The organism is Rhodoglobus vestalii (assembly GCF_006788895.1).
GTDB lineage: Bacteria > Actinomycetota > Actinomycetes > Actinomycetales > Microbacteriaceae > Rhodoglobus > Rhodoglobus vestalii.
The window spans coordinates 505157-526206 of sequence record NZ_VFRA01000001.1 but is presented as its reverse complement, the minus strand read 5'-3'; the positions used below and the strand labels follow the sequence as shown (position 1 = coordinate 526206).

19 protein-coding genes are annotated in these 21050 nt (G+C 60.3%); 16 read left to right on the top strand and 3 right to left on the bottom strand.

Annotated elements, in window-relative coordinates:
* The first annotated feature begins 29 nt into the window (after nucleotides 1-29).
* The 6 genes from ispG (at nucleotide 30) to rbfA (ending at nucleotide 7939) form a co-directional block, all read left to right on the top strand.
* Nucleotides 30-1178 (top strand): flavodoxin-dependent (E)-4-hydroxy-3-methylbut-2-enyl-diphosphate synthase, encoded by a 1149-nt coding sequence (gene ispG, locus FB472_RS02565; protein WP_141989527.1) that lies wholly within the window; start codon nucleotides 30-32, stop codon nucleotides 1176-1178.
* Between the two features lie 18 nt (nucleotides 1179-1196).
* The gene (locus tag FB472_RS02560) at nucleotides 1197-2984 is read left to right on the top strand and encodes a proline--tRNA ligase (RefSeq protein WP_141989526.1); all 1788 of its coding nucleotides are present in this window, start codon (nucleotides 1197-1199) and stop codon (nucleotides 2982-2984) included.
* A 75-nt stretch (nucleotides 2985-3059) separates the two neighbouring features.
* On the top strand, nucleotides 3060-4061 hold the full coding sequence (gene nusA, locus FB472_RS02555; protein WP_141989525.1) for a transcription termination factor NusA: 1002 nt from the start codon (nucleotides 3060-3062) through the stop codon (nucleotides 4059-4061).
* Between the two features lie 59 nt (nucleotides 4062-4120).
* Nucleotides 4121-4411 (top strand): YlxR family protein, encoded by a 291-nt coding sequence (locus FB472_RS02550; RefSeq protein WP_141989524.1) that lies wholly within the window; start codon nucleotides 4121-4123, stop codon nucleotides 4409-4411.
* Between the two features lie 90 nt (nucleotides 4412-4501).
* Entirely contained in the window at nucleotides 4502-7336 is a 2835-nt protein-coding gene (gene infB, locus FB472_RS02545; protein ID WP_141989523.1) for a translation initiation factor IF-2, read from the top strand.
* Between the two features lie 117 nt (nucleotides 7337-7453).
* On the top strand, nucleotides 7454-7939 hold the full coding sequence (rbfA, locus tag FB472_RS02540) for a 30S ribosome-binding factor RbfA (protein ID WP_141989522.1): 486 nt from the start codon (nucleotides 7454-7456) through the stop codon (nucleotides 7937-7939).
* Here the strand turns inward: rbfA and FB472_RS02535 are convergent.
* Both FB472_RS02535 and FB472_RS02530 read right to left on the bottom strand, forming a co-directional pair.
* Nucleotides 7936-8781, bottom strand: coding sequence for an HhH-GPD family protein (locus tag FB472_RS02535; RefSeq protein ID WP_035897879.1), 846 nt, complete (start codon nucleotides 8779-8781; stop codon nucleotides 7936-7938). The genes rbfA and FB472_RS02535 overlap by 4 nt on opposite strands.
* 82 nt (nucleotides 8782-8863) lie before the next feature.
* Complete coding sequence (locus FB472_RS02530; protein WP_141989521.1) at nucleotides 8864-9871, bottom strand: ketopantoate reductase family protein; 1008 nt, start codon at nucleotides 9869-9871, stop codon at nucleotides 8864-8866.
* A gap of 159 nt (nucleotides 9872-10030) precedes the next feature.
* Here FB472_RS02530 and truB point away from each other — a divergent pair, with 159 nt between their 5' ends.
* Genes truB through FB472_RS02505 form a run of 5 tightly spaced genes read left to right on the top strand, consistent with a single transcriptional unit; the run spans nucleotide 10031 to nucleotide 14030 of the window.
* Nucleotides 10031-10966, top strand: a complete 936-nt coding sequence (gene truB, locus FB472_RS02525) for a tRNA pseudouridine(55) synthase TruB (RefSeq protein WP_246078031.1) — start codon at nucleotides 10031-10033, stop codon at nucleotides 10964-10966.
* A complete protein-coding gene (locus FB472_RS02520) occupies nucleotides 10959-11327 on the top strand; it encodes a hypothetical protein (protein WP_035896781.1) in 369 nt (122 codons plus the stop codon). Before truB ends, FB472_RS02520 begins: the two co-directional genes overlap by 8 nt.
* A gap of 24 nt (nucleotides 11328-11351) precedes the next feature.
* On the top strand, nucleotides 11352-11765 hold the full coding sequence (locus tag FB472_RS02515) for a hypothetical protein (RefSeq protein ID WP_141989519.1): 414 nt from the start codon (nucleotides 11352-11354) through the stop codon (nucleotides 11763-11765).
* 1 nt (nucleotide 11766) lies between these two features.
* Nucleotides 11767-12723, top strand: a complete 957-nt coding sequence (locus FB472_RS02510; RefSeq protein WP_141989518.1) for a bifunctional riboflavin kinase/FAD synthetase — start codon at nucleotides 11767-11769, stop codon at nucleotides 12721-12723.
* Nucleotides 12724-12773: 50 nt separating this feature from the next.
* Nucleotides 12774-14030, top strand: coding sequence for an MFS transporter (locus FB472_RS02505; RefSeq protein WP_141989517.1), 1257 nt, complete (start codon nucleotides 12774-12776; stop codon nucleotides 14028-14030).
* A 3-nt stretch (nucleotides 14031-14033) separates the two neighbouring features.
* Here FB472_RS02505 and FB472_RS02500 read toward each other — a convergent pair whose 3' ends face one another.
* Entirely contained in the window at nucleotides 14034-14993 is a 960-nt protein-coding gene (locus tag FB472_RS02500) for an ROK family protein (protein ID WP_021808488.1), read from the bottom strand.
* Nucleotides 14994-15140: 147 nt separating this feature from the next.
* Between FB472_RS02500 and FB472_RS02495 the strand changes: the two genes are divergently transcribed.
* The 5 genes from FB472_RS02495 (at nucleotide 15141) to FB472_RS02475 (ending at nucleotide 21016) form a co-directional block, all read left to right on the top strand.
* Nucleotides 15141-16085 carry a sugar-binding transcriptional regulator gene (locus tag FB472_RS02495; RefSeq protein ID WP_141989516.1) on the top strand — a complete coding sequence of 315 codons (945 nt, stop codon included), beginning with the start codon at nucleotides 15141-15143 and terminating at the stop codon, nucleotides 16083-16085.
* Entirely contained in the window at nucleotides 16082-17095 is a 1014-nt protein-coding gene (deoC, locus tag FB472_RS02490; RefSeq protein WP_141989515.1) for a deoxyribose-phosphate aldolase, read from the top strand. The genes FB472_RS02495 and deoC overlap by 4 nt, the downstream gene beginning before the upstream one ends.
* Before the next feature lie 8 nt (nucleotides 17096-17103).
* Nucleotides 17104-18615 (top strand): aldehyde dehydrogenase family protein, encoded by a 1512-nt coding sequence (locus FB472_RS02485; protein WP_141989514.1) that lies wholly within the window; start codon nucleotides 17104-17106, stop codon nucleotides 18613-18615.
* On the top strand, nucleotides 18612-19469 hold the full coding sequence (locus FB472_RS02480) for an aldehyde dehydrogenase family protein (RefSeq protein ID WP_141989513.1): 858 nt from the start codon (nucleotides 18612-18614) through the stop codon (nucleotides 19467-19469). Before FB472_RS02485 ends, FB472_RS02480 begins: the two co-directional genes overlap by 4 nt.
* Nucleotides 19470-19543: 74 nt before the next feature.
* Nucleotides 19544-21016, top strand: a complete 1473-nt coding sequence (locus tag FB472_RS02475) for an SDR family oxidoreductase (protein WP_141989512.1) — start codon at nucleotides 19544-19546, stop codon at nucleotides 21014-21016.
* Nucleotides 21017-21050 lie beyond the last annotated feature (34 nt).

Below are 21050 nucleotides of genomic sequence, written 5' to 3'. Positions count from 1 at the left end.
GGTTCAGGAGTCGGCTCTAGACTGGTTCAGTGCCAGCAATCAATCTTGGAATACCGAAAGTTCCCGAAGTCCTCGCTCCTCGCCGAAAGACTCGTCAGATAAAGGTCGGTTCTGTCGGAGTCGGCAGCGACTCGCAGGTCAGTGTGCAGTCAATGACAACAACGCAAACCACGAATATCGATGGAACTCTTCAGCAGATCGCCGAACTGACTGCTTCGGGTTGCGACATTGTTCGTGTCGCCGTTCCCCATCAGGACGATGCGGATGTCTTGCACATCATCGCGAAAAAGAGCCAGATTCCCGTTATTGCCGATATTCACTTCCAGCCGCGGTACGTATTTTCGGCGATTGATGCCGGAGTTGGTGCGGTGCGCGTCAATCCCGGAAACATTCGCAAGTTCGATGATCAGGTTGCGGACATCGCGAAGGCGGCGAAAGACGCTGGCGTGAGCATCCGTATTGGCGTGAACGCGGGTTCGCTCGAGCCCAGCCTGCTGCAAAAGTATGGCAAGGCCACCGCCGAGGCGCTCGTCGAGAGTGCTGTGTGGGAGGCGAGTCTCTTCGAGGAGCACGACTTTCACGACTTCAAGATTTCGGTCAAGCACAATGACCCCATCGTGATGGTCAAGTCTTACCGCATGCTGGCTGAGCGAGGCGACTGGCCATTGCATCTCGGTGTGACCGAGGCTGGCCCCGAGTTTCAGGGAACCATCAAGAGCGCGACAGCGTTCGGCATCCTGCTCTCTGAAGGCATCGGTGACACGATTCGGGTCTCACTGTCTGCGCCACCGGTGCAGGAGGTCAAGGTTGGACTGCAGATCCTGCAGTCGCTCAACCTGCGTGAGCGCAAGCTCGAAATCGTTTCGTGCCCGAGCTGTGGTCGTGCCCAGGTCGATGTCTACAAGCTTGCGAACGACGTCACCGCGGGCCTCGAAGGCATGACTGTTCCGCTGCGGGTTGCTGTGATGGGGTGTGTCGTGAACGGACCGGGTGAAGCTCGTGAGGCCGACCTCGGTGTTGCTAGCGGAAACGGCAAGGGCCAGATCTTTGTCAAGGGCGAAGTTATCAAGACTGTGCCCGAATCAGAGATCGTCGCCACGCTGATCGAGGAGGCAAACCGGATCGCCTCAGAGATGCCCGCCGGAGAGGTCGGCAGCCCGCAAGTTCTCGTCCCCTAGCGCGACTACCATTGAGGCGTGTCTACACGTCTCTCACAACTCTTTGTCCGCACGCTTCGCGAAGACCCCGTCGATGCCGAAGTGGCCAGCCACCGCCTCTTGGTGCGTGCCGGCTACATCCGTCGACAGGCTCCCGGGGTGTTTGCGTGGTTGCCGCTCGGCCTCAAGGTTCGCCGCAAGATTGAGGCGGTCATCCGTGAGGAGCTTGAGGCGTTTGGTGCGCAAGAGGTGCTCTTTCCGGCGCTTCTGCCGCGTGAGCCCTATGAGCTGACCGGTCGCTGGTCGGAGTATGGCGACGGAATTTTCCGGCTTAAAGACCGCAGAGATGTCGACTATTTGTTGGCGCCCACCCACGAAGAGGTATTCACGCTGCTCGTGAAGGATCTTTATTCGAGCTATAAAGATTTGCCTCTGGCGCTCTACCAAATTCAGGACAAGTACCGCGACGAGGCACGCCCGCGTGCTGGCCTGCTGCGCGGGCGCGAGTTCTCGATGAAAGACTCCTACTCTTTCGATTACACGGATGCCGGACTCGACGTTTCGTACCAGCAGCACCGTGATGCCTACGAACGCATTTTCACTCGCTTGGGCCTTGAGTATGTCGTGGTCGCGGCGGATGCGGGAGCCATGGGTGGCTCCAAGAGCGAAGAGTTTTTGCACCCCACCCCGATCGGCGAAGACACCTTTGTTCGCTCGGCTGGCGGGTATGCCGCGAACATTGAGGCCTACCGAACGACGCCACCCGAGGTGCAGCCGATTGACGGCCTTCCCGCGGCGCTCGTTTTCGATTCGCCAAACACCCCCACAATCGAGACGCTCGTCGCGCTCGCCAACGAGCAACAGCCGCGCGTGGATCGTCTGTGGACCGCCGCCGACACTCTCAAAAATGTGGTTCTTGCGCTGCGCTTCCTTGACGGACGCCGCGAGTTAGTCGTTGTGGGTCTGCCAGGCAATCGCGATGTTGATCTGAAGCGTGCCGAGGTTGCTTTCGCACCCGCCGAGGTTGAAGCAGCAACCGAGAAGGACTTTGCCGATCTCGCGAAGCGAGAGGGTAACCCCGGCTTTGTGAAGGGCTACATCGGCCCCTGGTCACCAGAGGGTGCCGTTCTTGGCAAAGAGTCTGCAACGGGCGTGCGTTTCCTGCTCGACCCCCGTGTTGTTGAGGGTACGCAATGGATCACCGGCGCAAACATCCCTGAGAAGCATGTTCTTAATCTTGTTGCGGGCCGCGACTTTGTGGCCGACGGTACCGTCGAGGTCGCGGACGTGCGCGAGGGCGACCCGGCTCCCGACGGAAGCGGCCCCATTGAGACCGCTCGCGGCATGGAGATTGGTCACGTATTCCAGCTCGGCCGCAAATATGCGGAGGTGCTTGGGCTCAAGGTCCTCGACGAAAACGGCAAGCTTGTCACCGTGACGATGGGCTCGTATGGCATCGGCGTGACCCGTCTGATGGCCGCAATTGCGGAGACCACCAACGATGGCAAGGGGCTCTTGTGGCCCAAGAACATCAGTCCGTTTGATGTGCACATCGTTGCCGCCGGTAAAGACGAGGTGGTGTTTGAGACGGCGGAAAGCTTGGTCTCATCCCTCGAAAGCGCGGGACTTGACGTTCTCTTCGATGACCGGCGCAAGGTTTCGCCCGGCGTAAAGTTCGGCGATGCCGAGCTGTTGGGCGTGCCGAAGATCGTGATTGTCGGCCGCGATGCCGCCAACGGAATGGTCGAGGTGTGGGATCGAGCCACCAACGAGCGCACCAGCACCAGCACAGGCATCGCTGAGGTGCGTGCGGCGCTGCTCAGTTAAGGCGGCTAAACTAGCCTATTCTGAGCAGCACGGCCCAGAGAGTCATCACCCCTAAATGAATATCGGAGGCCCTCAATGGATATCGACTTGAGCGTGCTGCGCATGATGGAGCGCGAGCGAGAGATACCGTTCGAAGAACTGGTGTTGATCATTGAGCAGGCAATTACGAGTGCCTACCTCAAACACGTTGAGGCTCCCGAAGGTAAAGCTGCCGAAGCTGCCCCGACTGCTCGCGTTGTCCTTGATCGAAAGACCGGCCACGTTAGCGTGTGGGTTCCCGAGTACGACGACGAGGGCGCAATCGTTGGCGAGGCTGAAGACAGTCCCAGTGATTTCGGTCGTATCGCAGCGTTTGCGGCGAAACAGGTCATCAACCAGCGACTTCGAGACATCGGGGACGACAAGGTTCTCGGCGAATTCAAAGGGCGCGAGGGCGACATCGTTGCCGGAGTGATCCAGCAGGGCCCCAATCCGCGCATGATTCACATCGATTTGGGCACCGTCGAGGCAATAATGCCTCCCGAAGAGCAGGTTCCGAGCGAGGAGTACACGCACGGTTCACGATTGCGCGTGTATGTCACCGCCGTAAACAAGGGCGACAAAGGTCCTCAGATCACTGTCAGCCGCACCCATCCTTCGCTCGTGCGCAAACTGTTTGCCCTCGAAGTCCCCGAGATCGCCAGTGGACTTGTTGAGATCACGTCAGTGGCTCGTGAGGCCGGCCACCGTACCAAGATGGCTGTGCGCGCCACAGAAGCAGGCATCAACGCCAAGGGATCGTGCATTGGGGAGCTCGGCCAACGGGTGCGAGCGGTGACAGCGGAGCTCAACAACGAGAAAATCGACATCGTTGACTACTCCGAGAATCTTGCGGTTTTTGTCGCGAATGCACTGTCGCCAGCCAAAGTCTCAAGCTCCTTCGTGATCGACGAAGCGACCAAAGCAGTGCGAGCACTCGTTCCTGACTACCAACTTTCGCTAGCGATCGGCAAAGAGGGTCAAAATGCGCGGCTGGCGGCCAAACTGACCGGCGCCCGCATCGACATCCAGCCCGACTCGATTCTCGACGACGAATAGTCGCGCGACCGCGGCCATCTCCGCTCCGGGGGAGTGCGCGTGCGGAGAGTAGGGGTATCATGAAGGCAGTAAGAACATGTATTGGCTGTCGTGCGAGCGACAGCAGATCTTCCTTACTGAGGATCGTCGCATCTCACGGTGCGATTGTGGTCGACTATTCGGCCGCACTTCCGGGTCGCGGTGCGTGGCTTCACCCCACATTCACGTGTTATGAGTCTGCGGTCAAACGCAGAGCTTTTGGGCGTGCTTTTAGGGCGAATTCGCCGCTGGATTCCGGAACACTTCTTTCAGTGTTAGCTGAATATGAGACGGGGCATCAACCGGTGCCCCCTAACGAACAGGCTGATTGACCTATGGACAACTAATGAGCGGCTCTAAATGAGTTCCGTCCGTAATTAGCGGTCTGCCCCTGTCTGGGAGCAGACCCAGACAGGAGAAATGTGGCTGCCAAACCACGCGTACACGAAGTCGCCGCCGAAGCAGGCGTCGATAGCAAGGCTGCACTAGCGAAGCTCAAAGAAATGGGCGAATTCGTTAAAGGCCCTTCGTCAAGCATTGAACCCCCCGTCGCACGACGGTTGAAAGCTGCCCTCGAGGCAGACGCTGCGAAAGCTCCCCCAGAGCCGGAGAAGCCCAAAGCTGCGCCCAAAGCTGCGCCCAAGGCTGCGCCTAAAGCGGCGCCGAAGCCCAAGACCCCAACACCCAGTGCCCCGAACCCTGCAGGCGTGGCTGACGAAGCGCCGGCTGCTGTTTCGGCGCCCGAGCCAACTCATGAACCAGAGGAGGGCGCGGCTCCCGCACCCTTGACGGTTGCTGAGCGTCAAGCTCAGGCCTTGGCTGCCGAAAAGGCTTTGGCCGCAGAGAAGGCGTCCGCTGAAGCCAGCGGAAAGCCCGAAGGCGACACACCTGCTGCTCCAAGCCCGTCGGCGATTCCTCGCCCGGGTACCCCGCGTCCGGGCAACAACCCCTTCGCATCGAATCAGGGAATGCAGCGCGGCGGCAACTCTCGCCCCGGCAATAACCCCTACGCCGCAAGCCAGGGCTCACAACGTGCTGGTGCCAGCGGCGGAATTCCTCGTCCCGGTGCGCCTCGCCCCGGAACCCCACGCCTCGGCGCTCCACGTCCGGGTGGACCCGGTCAGGGTACCCGTCCCGGTGGCTTCGGTCAGCGTCCCGGCGGCCCCGGTGCCGGCGGCGGTCAGCGTCCCGGCGGCCCCGGTGCCGGCGGCGGTCAGCGCCCCGGTGGAGCCGGTGGTGGTGCACGTCCCGGCGGCGCTCCCGGAAACAACTTTGGTCCTAACCGTCCGCCCGGTGGCGGTCGCGGTCGCGGCCCCGGTGGTGGCACCGCAGGCGCGTTCGGTCGCGGCGGCGGCAAGAGCAAGGCGCGCAAGTCAAAGCGGGCGAAGCGGGCAGAGTTTGAACTGAGAGAAGCCCCGTCGCTGGGTGGCGTCAGCGTTCCTCGCGGTGACGGCAAAGAAGTTATTCGTCTTCGCCGCGGTGCATCGATCACCGACTTTGCCGACAAGATCGACACGAGTCCCGGAAACCTCGTCACCGTACTGTTCCACCTGGGACAAATGGCGACCGCAACGGAATCCCTCGACGAGGCGACCTTCGGCATCCTGGGTGACGAGCTCGGCTTCAAAATCGAAATGGTCTCACCTGAAGAGGAAGACCGCGAGCTCCTGCTCGGCTTCGACATGGACCTCGATCAAGAACTCGAAGACGAATCGGATGACGAACTGATCGTCCGCCCTCCCGTTGTCACCGTCATGGGTCACGTCGACCACGGTAAGACCAAACTGCTTGACTCGATCCGTAACGCCAACGTTGTTGCTGGCGAAGCGGGCGGCATCACGCAGCACATTGGTGCCTACCAGGTTGTCAAAGAGCACGACGGCATCGAACGTCCGATCACCTTTATCGACACCCCGGGTCACGAGGCGTTCACCGCCATGCGTGCTCGTGGTGCGCAGGTCACCGACGTCGCAATCCTGGTGGTTGCCGCCGACGACGGAATCATGCCGCAGACGGTTGAAGCACTCAACCACGCTCAGGCAGCCAACGTTCCGATCGTTGTCGCGATCAACAAGATCGATAAAGAGGGAGCAAACCCGGCCAAGGTCCGACAGCAGCTCACCGAATTCGGTCTCGTAGCTGAAGAATACGGCGGAGAGACCATGTTCATGGATGTCTCGGCGCTCAACAACGTCGGTATTACGGAGCTTCTTGATGCTGTGCTTCTGACAGCGGATGCCGGACTCGACCTGCGCGCAAACCCCAACAAGGATGCTCGTGGTGTCGCGATCGAAGCCAAACTCGACAAGGGTCGCGGTGCTGTTGCCACCGTGCTCATCCAGTCGGGAACGCTCTCGGTCGGAGACCCGATCGTCGCCGGAACGGCCTACGGCCGCGTTCGTGCAATGTTCGATGAAAACGGCGATTCTGTCGAGAAGGCCGAACCTTCGCGTCCCGTTGCCGTGCTCGGTCTCACCTCGGTTCCCAAGGCCGGCGACGTGTTCTTGGTCACCGACGACGACCGCATGGCTCGCCAGATCGCAGAAAAGCGCGAGGCGGCAGAGCGTAACGCCCTGCTGGCTCGTAGCCGCAAGCGCATCAGCCTCGAGGACTTCACCAAGGCACTCGAAGATGGCAAGGTTGAATCGCTCAACCTCATCATCAAGGGTGACGTATCGGGTGCTGTTGAAGCTCTCGAAGAATCGCTGCTCAAGATTGATGTTGATGACTCAGTTCAGCTGCGCATCATCCACCGCGGTGTTGGTGCTGTTACCGAAAGCGACATCAACCTCGCCACCGTAGACAACGCGATCATCATCGGATTCAACGTTCGCCCCGACCCGAAGGCGCGCGAACGCGCCAATCGCGAAGGTGTCGACGTACGTTTCTACTCGGTTATCTACGCGGCACTCGAAGACGTCGAGAACTCACTCAAGGGCATGCTCAAGCCTGAGTTCGAAGAAGTCCAGTCTGGTTTTGCAGAGATCCGCGAGATCTTCCGTTCCTCCAAGGTCGGAAACATCGCTGGTGTCATCGTACGATCGGGAACGATCACGCGAAACGCCAAGGCTCGAGTCATCCGCGATGGTGTCGTCGTTGGCGACAACCTAGCGATCGACTCGCTGCGTCGCTTCAAGGATGACGTCACTGAGGTCCGTACCGACTTCGAAGCCGGAATTGGATTGGGCAAGTTCAACGACATCCAAATCGGTGACGAGATCGAGACAATTGAAATGAAGGAAAAGCCGCGGGATTAGTCCGGATGGCTTATGACGCCGGCCCCATCCAAGAAGCGAAGCTCCGCAAGCTTCTTGGATGGGGCCGGCGTCAACGCCACGGGTAACCCCGAGGTGGAGAATAGTTAAGGAGAAGAGATGGTTGACGCAGCTCGCGCGGCGAAAATGGCCGACCGCATCAAAGTAATCGTGGCCAAGACACTTGAGCGTGGTATCAGAGATCCGCGGCTTGGGTTTGTCACCATCACCGATGTTCGGGTGACTGGAGATTTGCAGCATGCCTCCGTCTTCTTCACCGTTTATGGTACAGACGAGGAGCGAATCGATAGCGCCGCGGCTCTCAAATCAGCGACCGGGCTCGTTCGCCGCGAAGTGGGCAAGAACCTCACAGCGCGGCTGACGCCCTCAATTGAGTTCATCCCCGACGGCATCCCGGAGAACGCCGCCCTCATCGACTCGCTGCTGACCGAAGCGCACCATCGTGATGCGTCCATCGGCTCGCTCAAGAAAGATGCGAAGTACGCCGGCGACGAAGACCCCTATGTGAAGCCTCGCGATTATGCTGCCGAAGAAGAAGCAGCGGGTTTCGACGATGACGCGGTTTACGAGAGCAAAGACGACTAGGGCAACTCATAGTCCGCGCCACTGAGTACGACAAGGCCGTCTCTGAGAAGCCCATCCAGAGCTCGTTCTCGCTGTGCCGAATCAGGCCACACCTGCACAATTTCTTCAGGAGTTACGGGCACGTCGCTCGCGCGAAGCTCGGCAAGGATGAGGCCCCGCACCTGGCGGTCTGATCCCTCGAACCGTTTCTGGGGCGCCGGCCGTTTTCCCTCATACACCGGGTAACCATCGGCACGCCACTGACACAAATCGCGTACCGGGCACTCTTGGCACAGCGGTTTTCTCGCGGTGCAGACGATCGCGCCGAGTTCCATGGTCGCAGCGTTTGTGGACTGAGCGTCAGTGGGGTCAGCAGGGAGCAGTTCTTCCATTGCGGCGAGGTCTCGTCGGGTCGACGGCGGCCCCGCTTCGCCCTGACCCAGCACAACCCGGGCGATGACGCGGCGAACGTTCGTGTCGACGACCGGATGACGGTGGCCATAGGCAAACGCGGCCACGGCGCGAGCGGTGTACTCCCCGATACCGGGCAGCGCCAACAGTGAAGGGACATCCTCGGGCACCATGCCACCGTGGTTGTGCGTGATCGCGGTCGCGGCAGCATGAAGGTTGAGTGCCCGTCGAGGGTAGCCGAGGCGTTCCCAGGCGCGAACCGCATCTCCGGGAGCAGCCGCGGCAAGGGCCTCCGGCGTGGGCCACCGTTCCAGCCACTGTTCGAGTCGCGGGATGACGCGTGCAACAGGGGTCTGCTGCAGCATGATCTCGCTCACCAAAATTCCCCAAGCGCCGAACCCGTCGCGACGCCACGGAAGGTCGCGGCCGTGCTCGACGAACCACGCGCGGATTAGCCGCGATACAGTGCCAGCATTGTCCGCTGAGGGCCCACCGGCTGAAGCATCAGCAGCTGAGTCGTCAACGGCTGAGGGTTCAGCGGTCACGTGTTAGTGCCGCGTACCGTATGGCGACGTCGTCAGGGCTAAAAAATGTTCCGCTGGACTCAACAGAGTGCACAAGTTCGACCATGAGCGCGTTCACTGCGGCGGGTTGGCTTTTCGCCGTTGCGGCACGAACGACGGCACCGTTGAGGGCATCAACCTCGCTGGGCTGGCCACGCTTGATGCTCTGAAGGGTTGAGCCGGGATTGGGGGTGCTCCCCATGCGGCGGGCCATGACTCGTGGCAGCAGTTCGCTCATCCACAGTGGTGATCGAGCGAAGTTCTTCAGTCGACGATGGCTGAGACCCTGCAGAGTTTCGAAGTGGATTCCATTCGAGAGCGCGACTCTCACCGTCTCTCGCATGCTTGCTGTCATCACTCGGCGCAGCAAGGAGTGGGCAACGATTGATTGCACGCTGTATCCGGTGATTGCGGGCAGTGCATTGACCTGATTGATGACCAGCTTGGTCCACTGGGCACCGCGGAAATTGGCGACCACGGAGGTCGGCATGACGGCATCGAGAATATGTGCCGCATATCGGGCTGGCACATCATTGTCGCCTGCTACCCCGAGGTAGCTGGGCCCCGCCGCGGTGACATGGATATTTCCCGGTGAGAGAAATGATGACGCAAAGGTAGCAAGGCCACCAATCGCATCCGATCGAGGAGAAGCACGGTGTGCGGTTTCGAGAGAGTCGAGCCCGTTCTGAAAAATTACGACCGGCACGTTACGGAGGTAGGTGATGTTGTCGCGAAGTGCCTGTTCTGCGTCGTGCGCTTTCGTGGCAACGATCACGAGTTCGTTGACGCGCGTGAGGGTTGCTGCCGCACGCAACCGTGAGATGCTATCGCCCCAAACCCCGGTGATTGCCAGACCGGAGGCGCGGATGGTGTCAAGGTGGGCCCCGCGTGCAGTGACCTCCACATCATGGCCGGCACGCGCAAGCAATCCGGCGACAGCCCCGCCAACGGCACCCGCACCTATGACGCCGATTCGCATAGCCAAAGTCTACGGGCACCGCCATGCACTCCTGTCACCGCTGCCCGGCGTCACGGCGTCACGGCGGCCCGGTGGTGTCGAGGCGGGTGTGAGGTGCGAGAGAATTAGCTAATGTTGTTGCGCTGCCCACCCGGGGCTGCGGGTGGAGGAGGTTCGGTCGTGGCTAAGGCTCCGCGCAACCCTGCCAGTGGCATCCTGTTCATCGACAAACCGCACGGCATCACCAGTCACGGCGTTATAGCTCGGGCGCGGGCATCCGTCGGTACACGCAAAATCGGGCATGCAGGCACCCTTGACCCCATGGCGACGGGCCTGCTCGTGCTTGGCGCTAACAATGCCACCCGGCTCCTGACCTACTTGGTGGGTCTTGACAAGCAATACACTGCCACCATTCGCCTGGGGGCCTCATCAAATACTGACGATGCTGAGGGGGAACTCTCTGAACCAGCGGATGCTGCCGCCCTGAGTGCGATCACCAACCGAGACATCGCGGCCGCCGTCGCCCAGCTCACCGGTCACATCATGCAACGGCCAAGCTCCGTCAGTGCGATCAAAGTTGACGGTAAGCGTGCGTACACGCTCGCACGTTCTGGCGAAGAAGTCAGGCTTGCAGAACGCGCCGTCACAGTCTCAGCGTTCGAAGTGCTGGAGGTTGTGCGAGGGGAGCACATCGACGTTGAGGCTCGAGTGGACTGCTCGTCGGGTACCTACGTTCGGGCGCTTGCCCGCGATCTGGGTGCGGCCTTGGGGGTCGGTGGTCACCTCACCGTGCTTCGCCGCACCCGAGTGGGCCCTTTCCATGTTGACGGCGCCAGCACTCTTGCCGATGATCTTGAGCAGCACCTCATCGCCCCGGCGGTGGTTGCGGGTCAACTCTTTGACAGTGTCGAGCTCAATGACCAGCAATCGTTCGAGCTTTCCCGGGGCCAGCAGGTTCCTCTGGGCAATGTCGGTGCCGGTCCGATTGCCGTAGTGAACCCTGCTGGGCGGCTGATTGGTCTCGCCGAAGTGGTGAACGGGCGCACCCGCATCCTCTCGAATTTTCCGGCGGATGTCCGAGCGGTCGTGCAGGAAGGTGCGCCAGATAATGGTTGATTGGTTTGTATGGGTGCAGGTTGTCGTGGCCGTTATTGCGGGCTTGGCGGCGGTCACTGTTGGCTTTGCAGGAGTGCGACCAAATGATTACACCCTTGGCGCCACGCTGCTTGTTGAGGCGCTGCTGGTGGTTCAACTGGTGATGGCTATCATCGCGCCAGCCTTCGGCAATGTTGCGACGGGCAGCGCGCTGGAGTTCTGGATCTACCTGGTCTCGGCCATCCTGATTCCGCCGGCGGCAATCCTGTGGGGCCTCATTGAACGCAACCGGTGGAGTAGCGTAATTTTGGGGGTCGCCTGCCTATCGGTCGCTGTCATGGTTTACCGAATGAGCGAAATCTGGTTTGTGCAGTTGGCCTAGGCCACAGCACCTAAAGTTGAAGCGATGACTAGCAAGAATTCTTCTACCGCGTCGGGCATTGGCCGTGTGCTCATCGCCGTCTACGCGGTGATGGCATTGGGCGCTACCGCCCGATCCTTTTTTCAGATCGCTACCAAGTTTGACGATGCTCCCTTTGCGTATCTTCTGTCGGGGGTTGCAGGGCTCGTGTATGTGGTGGCCACGGTGGCCCTGGTGCGTTCGGGTGAGCTCTGGTTTCGGGTTGCCGTAGTGGCGATCGTGTTCGAACTCGTGGGAGTGGTGACCGTCGGATTGCTCAGCCTTTTTGATGCGGTGCTGTTCCCGGCCGATACTGTCTGGTCGTCGTTTGGGGCTGGTTACCTGTTTGTGCCTCTAGTGCTTCCCATCCTTGGTTTGTTCTGGTTGTCTCGGGTGCGTCGTTCTCAGGAGAATCGCTGACATGGAGTTGTTCGAATCTATCGATGCTGTACCGAATGACTTCGGTGCGGTTGCGGTGACCATCGGCAAGTTTGATGGGGTACACGGTGGGCACCGTGCGGTGCTTGCCCGACTCGAGCAGGTCGCCGCTGAGCGCGGATTGCACTCCGTTGTTGTGACCTTTGATCGCAATCCCATGAGTTTGCTGAATCCGACGGCGTGCCCCGAACCTCTGGTCAGCAAGCAACAAAAGCTGGAACGGCTCGCCTCGGCTGGAGTTGATGCAACTCTCGTGCTTGCATTCGATCGCGCATTGAGCGAAGTCAGTGCGGCAGAGTTTGTTGAGACGGTGTTGGTTGATGCACTCGCGACTCGGGTCATTCTTGTCGGCGCAGATTTTCGTTTTGGTGCCCACGGCACCGGCGATGTTCAGTTGCTGCGGTTGCTGGGCGAGGAGCACGGTTTTGAGGTTGTGGTTCTTGATGACGTCGAGCTCGAGGCAGGTCGCCGCATCTCGTCAACGTTCGTGCGGGAACTACTCGCTGATGGCCAGGTTGCTGAAGCGGGGCGTATTCTCACGACACTGCATTCCGTGCGCGGCATCGTGGTGCTGGGTCAACAACGCGGTCGAGAACTCGGTTACCCGACAGCGAACCTTGAGGCGAACTCCGAGGGATTCACCCCGGCCGACGGGGTGTACGCGGCGTGGCTGGTGGTCGACGGTACGCGCTATGCGGCCGCGGTGTCGATCGGCAACAATCCGACGTTTGAGGGCGTCGCGGAGAAGCAGGTTGAGGCGCACGCCCTTGATCAAGACTTCGATATCTACGGAAAGCGGGTCGAGGTCGAGTTCGTGGAATACGTTCGCGGAATGGTCAAGTTTTCTACGATCGATGCGCTGGTCGAGCAAATGTGTCTCGACGAAATCGTTGTGCGGGAAATTTTGGCCGTTCCCCCGAAAGTAGCGCCCACAAAGTAGCGCCCTCAAACTAGCATTCCGAGTGTTGAGCGACACGTAGACTTCTTCGAATGACTACTAGCTCGCGCACTATATGGCGAGGGCGGATTCTCGCGCTCCTGGGCATCCTCTTCATTGCCCTCAATGTGCGCACCGCGGTTGCCGCCATCTCTCCGATTCTCAGTGTGATTGAGAACGACATTGCGCTCACCAGCTTCGGGCTTGGGGTGCTCGGAATGCTTCCACCAATAGCTTTCGCGCTTGCCGGAATCTTTGCTCCAGCACTGGCACGCACCCGAGGGCTTGACGCGAGCTTGCTCATCGCCGCCATCGCCATGGTGGTTGGTTCGGGCATCCGTGCTCTCAGCGACAACTACCTCATGCTGGCACTCGGAAGCATCATCGCGCTGGGCGGCATGGGCATCGGCAATATTTTGCTACCACCGGCGGTGAAAAAGTACTTTCCTGATCGCCTTGCAACGGTAACCGGCGGCTATGTCATGCTCATTTCGATGGGCGCGGCAATCCCCGCGTTCTTTGCCGCTCCCGTGGCGGAGGTCGCGGGATGGCGTGTGTCGGTGTCGGTGTGGGCTGTGCTTGCCCTTACGGCACTTGTGCCCTGGCTCGTTCTTTCGTTGCGGGGGCGAGATTCGCGTCGCGCGGCGGCACGGGAAGCAGCTGTCCTAGCGGCACCGACGAGCATCTCAGTGTGGTCAATGGTTCGATCGAGGACGGCGTGGGCGATCACCATTGCCTTCGCAGTCTCGTCAATCAGCTTCTACTCGTTTTTTGCTTGGCTCCCCGAGATCCTTATCGAGTCGGCGAACATGACCAATGTCGAGGCGGGCGCGATGCTGTCGCTCTTTGGGCTCATCGGCATCCCCCTCGGCATCCTTTCGCCCATTCTGGTTAGCCGAATCTCGAACGTGGGCCTCATCATCCTCGCTGGCGTCGTTGCTGGCGCGGTCGGCTTCATTGGCCTGGCGTTCGCTCCCGAAACCCTGACGTGGCTCTGGGTGCTCCTTGTCGGTGTCGGGAGCATCACATTTCCGATCAGTCTTGTTCTTATCAATCTGCGCACGCGCAGCCACGAGGCGTCGGCTGCACTCAGTGGGTTTGTGCAGAGCATCGGCTATACGGTAGCCGCGCTCGGCCCCTTCGCTGTTGCTTTGGTCCGCGAACTTTCGGGCGGTTGGGTTCTGCCGCTCATGTTTCTGCTCGCCGCAAGCCTGCTGGGCTTGGTTAGCGCGCTTTGGCTCACACGGCCACGGTTTGTCGAGGATGAGTTGCAGATCACCCCGACCACCAGTGACAAGTTGCGCAACTGAGCGCTACGCTCGCGCGGCCTCACTGAGTCGTTCAGGGTGGTGCACGAGGGCGGCAGCTCCGATTAGGGGACCGTCATGGGAGAGCGCCGATGCGACGACGCGAACCTTGGTGATGAAGGGGAACGCTGCGCGATCGGTAATCGCTTCGGCGACGAGGGCAATGTAGTCGGCGGAGACGTGAGAGAAGCCTCCGCCAATGGCAACGAGCTCGAGGTCAACGAGTGCTGTTGCGGAAGCGATCGCGTGGCCAACTGCGCGAGCAGAGCGGCGCACAGCCTGAACGGCAATTTCGTTGCCGTCGGCGTAGTGTGCTGCTAGTTCTTCGCCCGTAGTTCCGGTCCAGCCGTGAGCCTGTGCCCATTCGACGGTTTTGGGACCGGAGGCAACCGCTTCGACGCACCCGGTTCCGCCGCATCCGCAGACCGTGTCTTCACCGCCGACTTCAACATGCCCAAAGTGGCCGCCGTTGCCGGTGGGGCCATCAATGAGCCGATCGTCGAGGATGAGGCCGCCGCCAACCCCGGTCGACACGACCATACCCATAAAGAACTTCACCCCTTGGGCTGCACCGATCCAGTGTTCGGCCAGGGCGATGCAGTTTCCGTCACCCCGAAGCGAAACGGAGAGTCCGGGGAGTTCCTCTTCGACAACGGCGCGCAGTCCAAAGTCACGCCACGCTGGAAGGTTGAGGGGGGAGACCTCGCCGCGGGATAGCGAAATGGGGCCGGCGCTGCCGATTCCTGCACCGAGGAGTTCTGCGTCATCGGGCAATGCTGCTGTGGACTTGCGGATGACGGTGCGCACGCTTTCGGCGAGTTGGTCGCTGGACGATGCGCGACCTGTTGGGGCGCGAAAGCGACTCGGTGGGAAAATGGCACCGTTGGGGTCGACAAGGGCGGCTTCTACTTTTGTTCCGCCGAGGTCGATGGCAAGGGCGTAGCGATTTGATGTGGTGGTGGTCACGGCATCAACCTTATTGGGTTCTCGGGTTTCGTCTGCTCAGTCGATGTTGTGGCCGTCACCCGGGAGTTTGCTGCTCATCTGAGCATCCAGAGTCACAAATGTTGCAGCAGTGAGCGCCTGACTCTATCGTTGGGGGAGGAGGCCGCAGTGGACGAATCGACCGAGCTCTTAGCCGTGCGCGTTGCTGAGCTCTACTACGAAGAGAATAAGACTCAAGACGAAGTGGGTGCCCTGCTGGGCATCACCCGTTGGAAAGTAGGGCGGCTGCTCACCCGTGCGCGCGAAACAGGAATTGTGCGCATCGACATCGTGCACCCCCGCGCCCGGCGACTGGATGTCGAACGCCAGCTCCGAGACCGTTTCGGTCTCAAAGATGCGGTCGTTGTTCCGCTTCCTACCGATGGCGAAGAGGTGAACCCTCGCGTGGCCCAGGCCGCTGCCGATTACCTTGCAGCAGTCAGACCTGTTCCTCGCACTCTCGGTGTGAGCTGGGGGCGCACCCTAGACGAGGTTGCTCGCCTACTTGCTCCCGGGTGGACCATTGGTGTGCAGGTTGTGCAGATCAACGGCGGTGTGAGCCTCAATAGCAAGCAGGGAACCGCAGCCCAGACTGCCGTGACCATTGCCCAAAAAGGACACGGTCAAGCAACGCTGCTGCCGATCCCCGCAATTCTTGAGCAGGTCGAAACGAAGCGTGCGATTGAGCGCGACCGATCGGTTGCCAGCGTTCGTGCACTTGGCGCTTCGGCATCCGCCTATCTTTATAGCGCTGGTGTCGCCGGTGCGAGTTCGGTACACATCGACAGTGGCTATTTGACCGAGGATGATGTTGACAACCTTGTGGCCAAGGGTGCTGTCGGCGATGTTGTCGGGCGCTATATTGACCGCAACGGTGAGATTGTCGATTTTGCTTTGGATGAGCGCACGGTCGGTATTGGTCTTACTGAGCTTCGTGCAGCAGAGCACGCAATTTTTGTCGTCGCGGGTGACGCTAAGCATGACGTCGCACGCGCCGTCGTTACGAGTGGGTTGTGTTCCGTTATCGTCACCGATGAGGCCACAGCACACGCACTTCTGGAGGAAACCACATGACTATCGAATCGGCCATCGCGCTCGCTCCTGCTGAGCGGGCGGTCACTCTCATCGGTGCAGATCTGACGGAGAAATCTCTCAAGCTTCACCTTGAGGGGCTCTCGGGTGTTGACGCTGTCGGGCTCGAGAAGCGTGCTGCTGGGCTGGGCACCCGATCAATCAAAACCACCTCAAAGGCATGGGCGCTCGACACCATCATCAAGCTCATTGACCTGACGACGCTGGAGGGTGCAGACACTCCGGGCAAGGTGCGTTCGTTGGCGGCCAAAGCCGTGCTTCCTGATCCGGGGGATTCGAGCACGCCACAGGTTGCTGCTGTCTGCGTTTACGGCGATATGGTTCCGTTCGCGGCAGAAGCATTAGGTTCGGCATGGTCGAACGGCTCAGATGAGGGGATCAACATTGCTGCTGTCGCTACCGCATTCCCGAGCGGTCGCTCATCACTTCCGATCAAGATCGCTGACACCAAGGAAGCCGTAGCAAACGGTGCTGACGAGATTGATATGGTCATCGACCGCGGCGCATTCCTCGCCGGCAAATACGGGATCGTCTTCGACCAGATCGTTGCCGTCAAAGAGGCGTGCCGACGCGATAACGGCACCTATACCCACCTCAAGGTCATCCTCGAAACCGGTGAGCTCAACACCTACGACAACGTGCGCAAAGCATCGTGGCTATCGATTCTTGCCGGGGGAGACTTCATCAAGACGTCCACCGGCAAGGTGTCGCCGGCCGCGACCCTGCCCGTCACTCTGCTGATGCTTGAGGTTGTGCGCGACTGGCACCTGCTCACCGGCGAAAAGATTGGCGTAAAGCCTGCTGGTGGCATCCGTAGTTCTAAGGATGCGATCAAGTATCTGGTGACCGTGGCCGAAACCGTTGGTGAGGAATGGCTGCAGCCGCACCTGTTCCGTTTCGGTGCCTCCAGTCTTCTCAATGACGTTCTCATGCAGCGTCAGAAACTCACTACCGGCCACTACTCCGGCCCCGACTACGTCACGATTGACTGAGGCACACCATGACTGAGAATGACACCGCACTGAGCGTGAAAGCACCAAGCTTTCTCGACTACGCACCGGCCCCCGAATCGACCTCGATTCTCCACCTGAAGAAGCACTACGGGCTCTTCATCGACGGTGAATTTGTTGACGGGCGTGGAGACTCATTCACCACAATTTCTCCCGCAACAGAAAAAGCGATTGCGTCAATCTCCAACGCCAATAATGCTGACGTGGATGCCGCAGTTGCGGCCGCCCGCAAAGCCTACGACCGCACCTGGTCGAAGCTGTCGGGCGCAGACCGCGGCAAGTATCTCTTCCGCATCGCACGGCTCGTACAGGAGCGCGCTCGCGAGCTTGCCGTGGCGGAGAGCCTCGACAACGGAAAGCCGATCAAGGAGAGCCGTGATGTTGACGTGCCTCTCGTTGCCGCCTGGTTCTTCTACTATGCGGGATGGGCAGACAAGCTCGACTATGCCGGGCTCGGCCCGAACCCGCAGTCGCTTGGCGTTGCTGCTCAGGTGATCCCGTGGAACTTCCCACTGCTCATGCTCGCCTGGAAAATCGCTCCGGCGCTCGCCGCGGGCAACACCGTCGTGATCAAACCGGCCGAGACCACACCGCTCAGCGCGATGATCTTCGCCGAAATCCTCCAGCAGGCTGGCCTCCCCAACGGCGTCGTCAACATCGTGACCGGTGCAGGGGACACGGGCCACGCTCTCGTTAACCACCCGGACGTCAATAAGGTTGCCTTCACCGGTTCCACGGGAGTCGGCCGCGCGATCGCCAAGTCGATTGCCGGCACGGGCAAGAAAGTCACGCTCGAACTCGGCGGTAAGGCCGCGAACATCGTCTTCGACGACGCACCTATCGATCAGGCCATTGAGGGAATCGTCGACGGCATCTTCTTCAATCAGGGCCATGTTTGCTGTGCAGGTTCGCGCCTTCTGGTGCAGGAGAACATCCACGATGAGGTCGTGGATCGGCTCAAAGCGCGGCTCTCCACTCTGCGCATGGGGGACCCGCTCGACAAAAACACCGACATTGGGGCAATCAACTCCAAGGCGCAGCTGGAGCGCATCCATGAACTCAGCAACATTGGCGAAGCCGAGGGTGCCGAGCGGTGGACCGCCAAATGCGACATGCCTCAAACCGGGTTCTGGTTCGCGCCCACGATCTTCACGAATGTGTCGACCTCGAGTCGTATCGCTCGCGAAGAAGTGTTCGGCCCCGTGCTGAGTGTGTTGACCTTCCGAACCCCGGCAGAAGCCGTCGCCAAAGCCAACAACACCCCCTACGGGCTGTCTGCGGGCATCTGGAGCGATAAGGGCTCCCGAATCCTCGCCGTGGCTGACAAGCTGCGTGCCGGAGTCATCTGGGCCAATACGTTCAACCGTTTCGACCCTGCGTCGCCCTTCGGAGGCTACAAGGAGAGCGGCTATGGTCGCGAGGGAGGCCGTCACGGACTGGCTTCGTACTTGGAATCCTCTGGCTGGGCCACGCCCGCCGTCACGAAAGGTGGCAAGAAGTGACCCGTCTCACGGTTCCCAAGACCTACAAGCTTTACATCGGTGGCAAGTTTCCGCGGAGCGAGAGCGGCCGCACGTATGAGGTGACCACCAAGAAGGGTGCGTTCCTCGCGAACGCCGCATTGGCGAGCCGCAAGGATGCACGGGATGCCGTGGTGGCGGCACGGTCAGCCTTCAACGGTTGGTCGACGGCCACCGCCTACAACCGCGGCCAGGTGCTGTACCGCATCGCCGAGCTGCTGGAGGGCCGTCGTGAGCAGTTCATCGATGAGTTGATGGCAACGGAGTCGCTGTCGAAGTCGGCAGCGACCGCTCAGCTGGATACCGCTATTGACGCGTGGGTTTGGTATGCGGGCTGGGCCGACAAATACGCGCAGGTAGCGGGAAACGGCAACCCGGTCTCTGGTCCATACTTCAACCTCTCCACGCCGGAGCCGAGCGGGATTATCGCGATCGTTGCGCCTCAAGACTCGTCGTCGCTACTGGGACTCGTGAGCGTCATTGCTCCGGCTCTCGTCAGTGGAAATACGGTTGTCGTTGTTGCTCACCAGGGCGCACCGCTCAGTGCGATCAGCCTCTCAGAGGTTCTTGCTACGAGCGATGTTCCGGGAGGCGTCGTCAACATCCTCACGGGCTCGCCGGCGGAGATCGCCCCCTGGCTGGCGAGTCACGCGGATGTCAATGGTCTCGACCTTGCTGGAGCAGAACAGCTCGAATGGGTTGACCTGCAGATCGCCGCAGCCGACACCCTGAAGCGGGTTTCGGGGCCGGTGGTGGGGGTTCCTGCGCCATCCATCGAACGTATTGTGCAGTGGACCGAGACAAAAACGGTCTGGCATACTAAATCTATGATTTAGAGAAACCGCGGCGGTCATTCCTTCACGACTGGTGCTGTGCGCCACTTCCCAGTTGCGCTGTTTAGAGTTGTAGGATGCACGTTCTCGTAACTGGAGCAACAGGATATTTGGGTGGCCGACTCGTACCTCGGCTGATTGTTGCGGGGCACACGGTGCGAGTTCTTGTGCGAAACCCCCGAAAATTGCGGGATGTGCCGTGGCGCAACGATGTGGAAACCGTTGTCGGTGATCTCACCGACGCAGAAACACTTACCGCTGCGGTAGCGGACATTGATGCGCTCTACTATCTGGTGCATGCCATGGGTGCCAAGGGCGACTTTGAGAAGACGGAAAAGGTTTCCGCACGCAATGTGGCGACCGCGGCCAAGAGCGCCGGAGTCGAGCGGATCGTCTATTTGGGCGGCCTCCACCCCGAGGGTGAGGTTGAAGAACTCAGCCGCCATTTGCGCAGTCGGGCCGAGGTCGGCCGCATCCTCATGGATTCGGGGGTGCCCACTATTGCGTTCAACGCGGGAGTTGTCATTGGTTCAGGTTCGGCATCGTTCGAAATGATCCGCCATCTCACCGAAGTATTGCCCTACATGCCGGCACCGAAATGGGTGCGCAACTTCATCCAACCAATCGCGGTTCGCGATGTGCTCTACTATCTCGTGTCTGCCCTAGAACTGAAGAAAGACCTCAACCGCAGTTTCGACATTGGCGGGCCGGACGTGCTGCGCTACGGCCAAATGATGAATGGCTACGCGCTTGAAGCGGGCCTTCACCAGCGGCCCATCGCGTCACTTCCGGTGCTTACTCCCTGGCTGGCCTCACAGTGGGTGAATCTGGTGACCCCAATTCCTCGTTTGCTTGCGGTACCGATCATCGAATCGCTGCAGTTTGACTGTGTTGTTCGAGATAAGTCTGTTTCTGATTTCATCCCGGAGCCTGAAGGTGGGCTTACCGGGTATCGAACCTCGGTGCGTTTGGCGCTCGTCAAGATGAGTGACGGAGAGGTTGAGACGAGTTGGCAGGATGCCACCGTTGCGGGCGCGCCGAGCGACCCGATTCCGAGCGATCCGGAGTGGACCGGTCACACCGTCTATACCGACTTGCGCGAACGACACACACCGGCGTCGCCGGCGGCACTGTGGGCGGTGGTCGAGGGCATCGGTGGCGAGAACGGGTGGTATTCGTTCCCGCTCGCTTGGGCTCTGCGCGGCTGGCTCGACAAGCTCGTTGGGGGTGTTGGTCTCCGACGAGGGCGTCGCCATCCCAGTACCCTTAATACCGGCGATGCGCTTGATTTTTGGCGGGTCGAGAGTATCGATCGTGGGCGCAGTCTTCGCTTGCGCGCCGAAATGAAGCTGCCAGGGCGAGCGTGGCTTGAGCTGACCGTGAGCGAGAGCGGTGATGGCGGCTCGCGTTATCGACAGCGTGCGGTTTTCTTCCCGAGCGGACTGGGCGGTCGACTGTACTGGCTCGCGATTCTTCCTTTCCACGGCGCAATTTTTAGCGGCATGGTCAACAGGATTGTCGCGGCCGCCGAAGCGGGAAAATCTGACTAGCACCGCTGAGGTGGCGCGCAGACTACGGTACTTT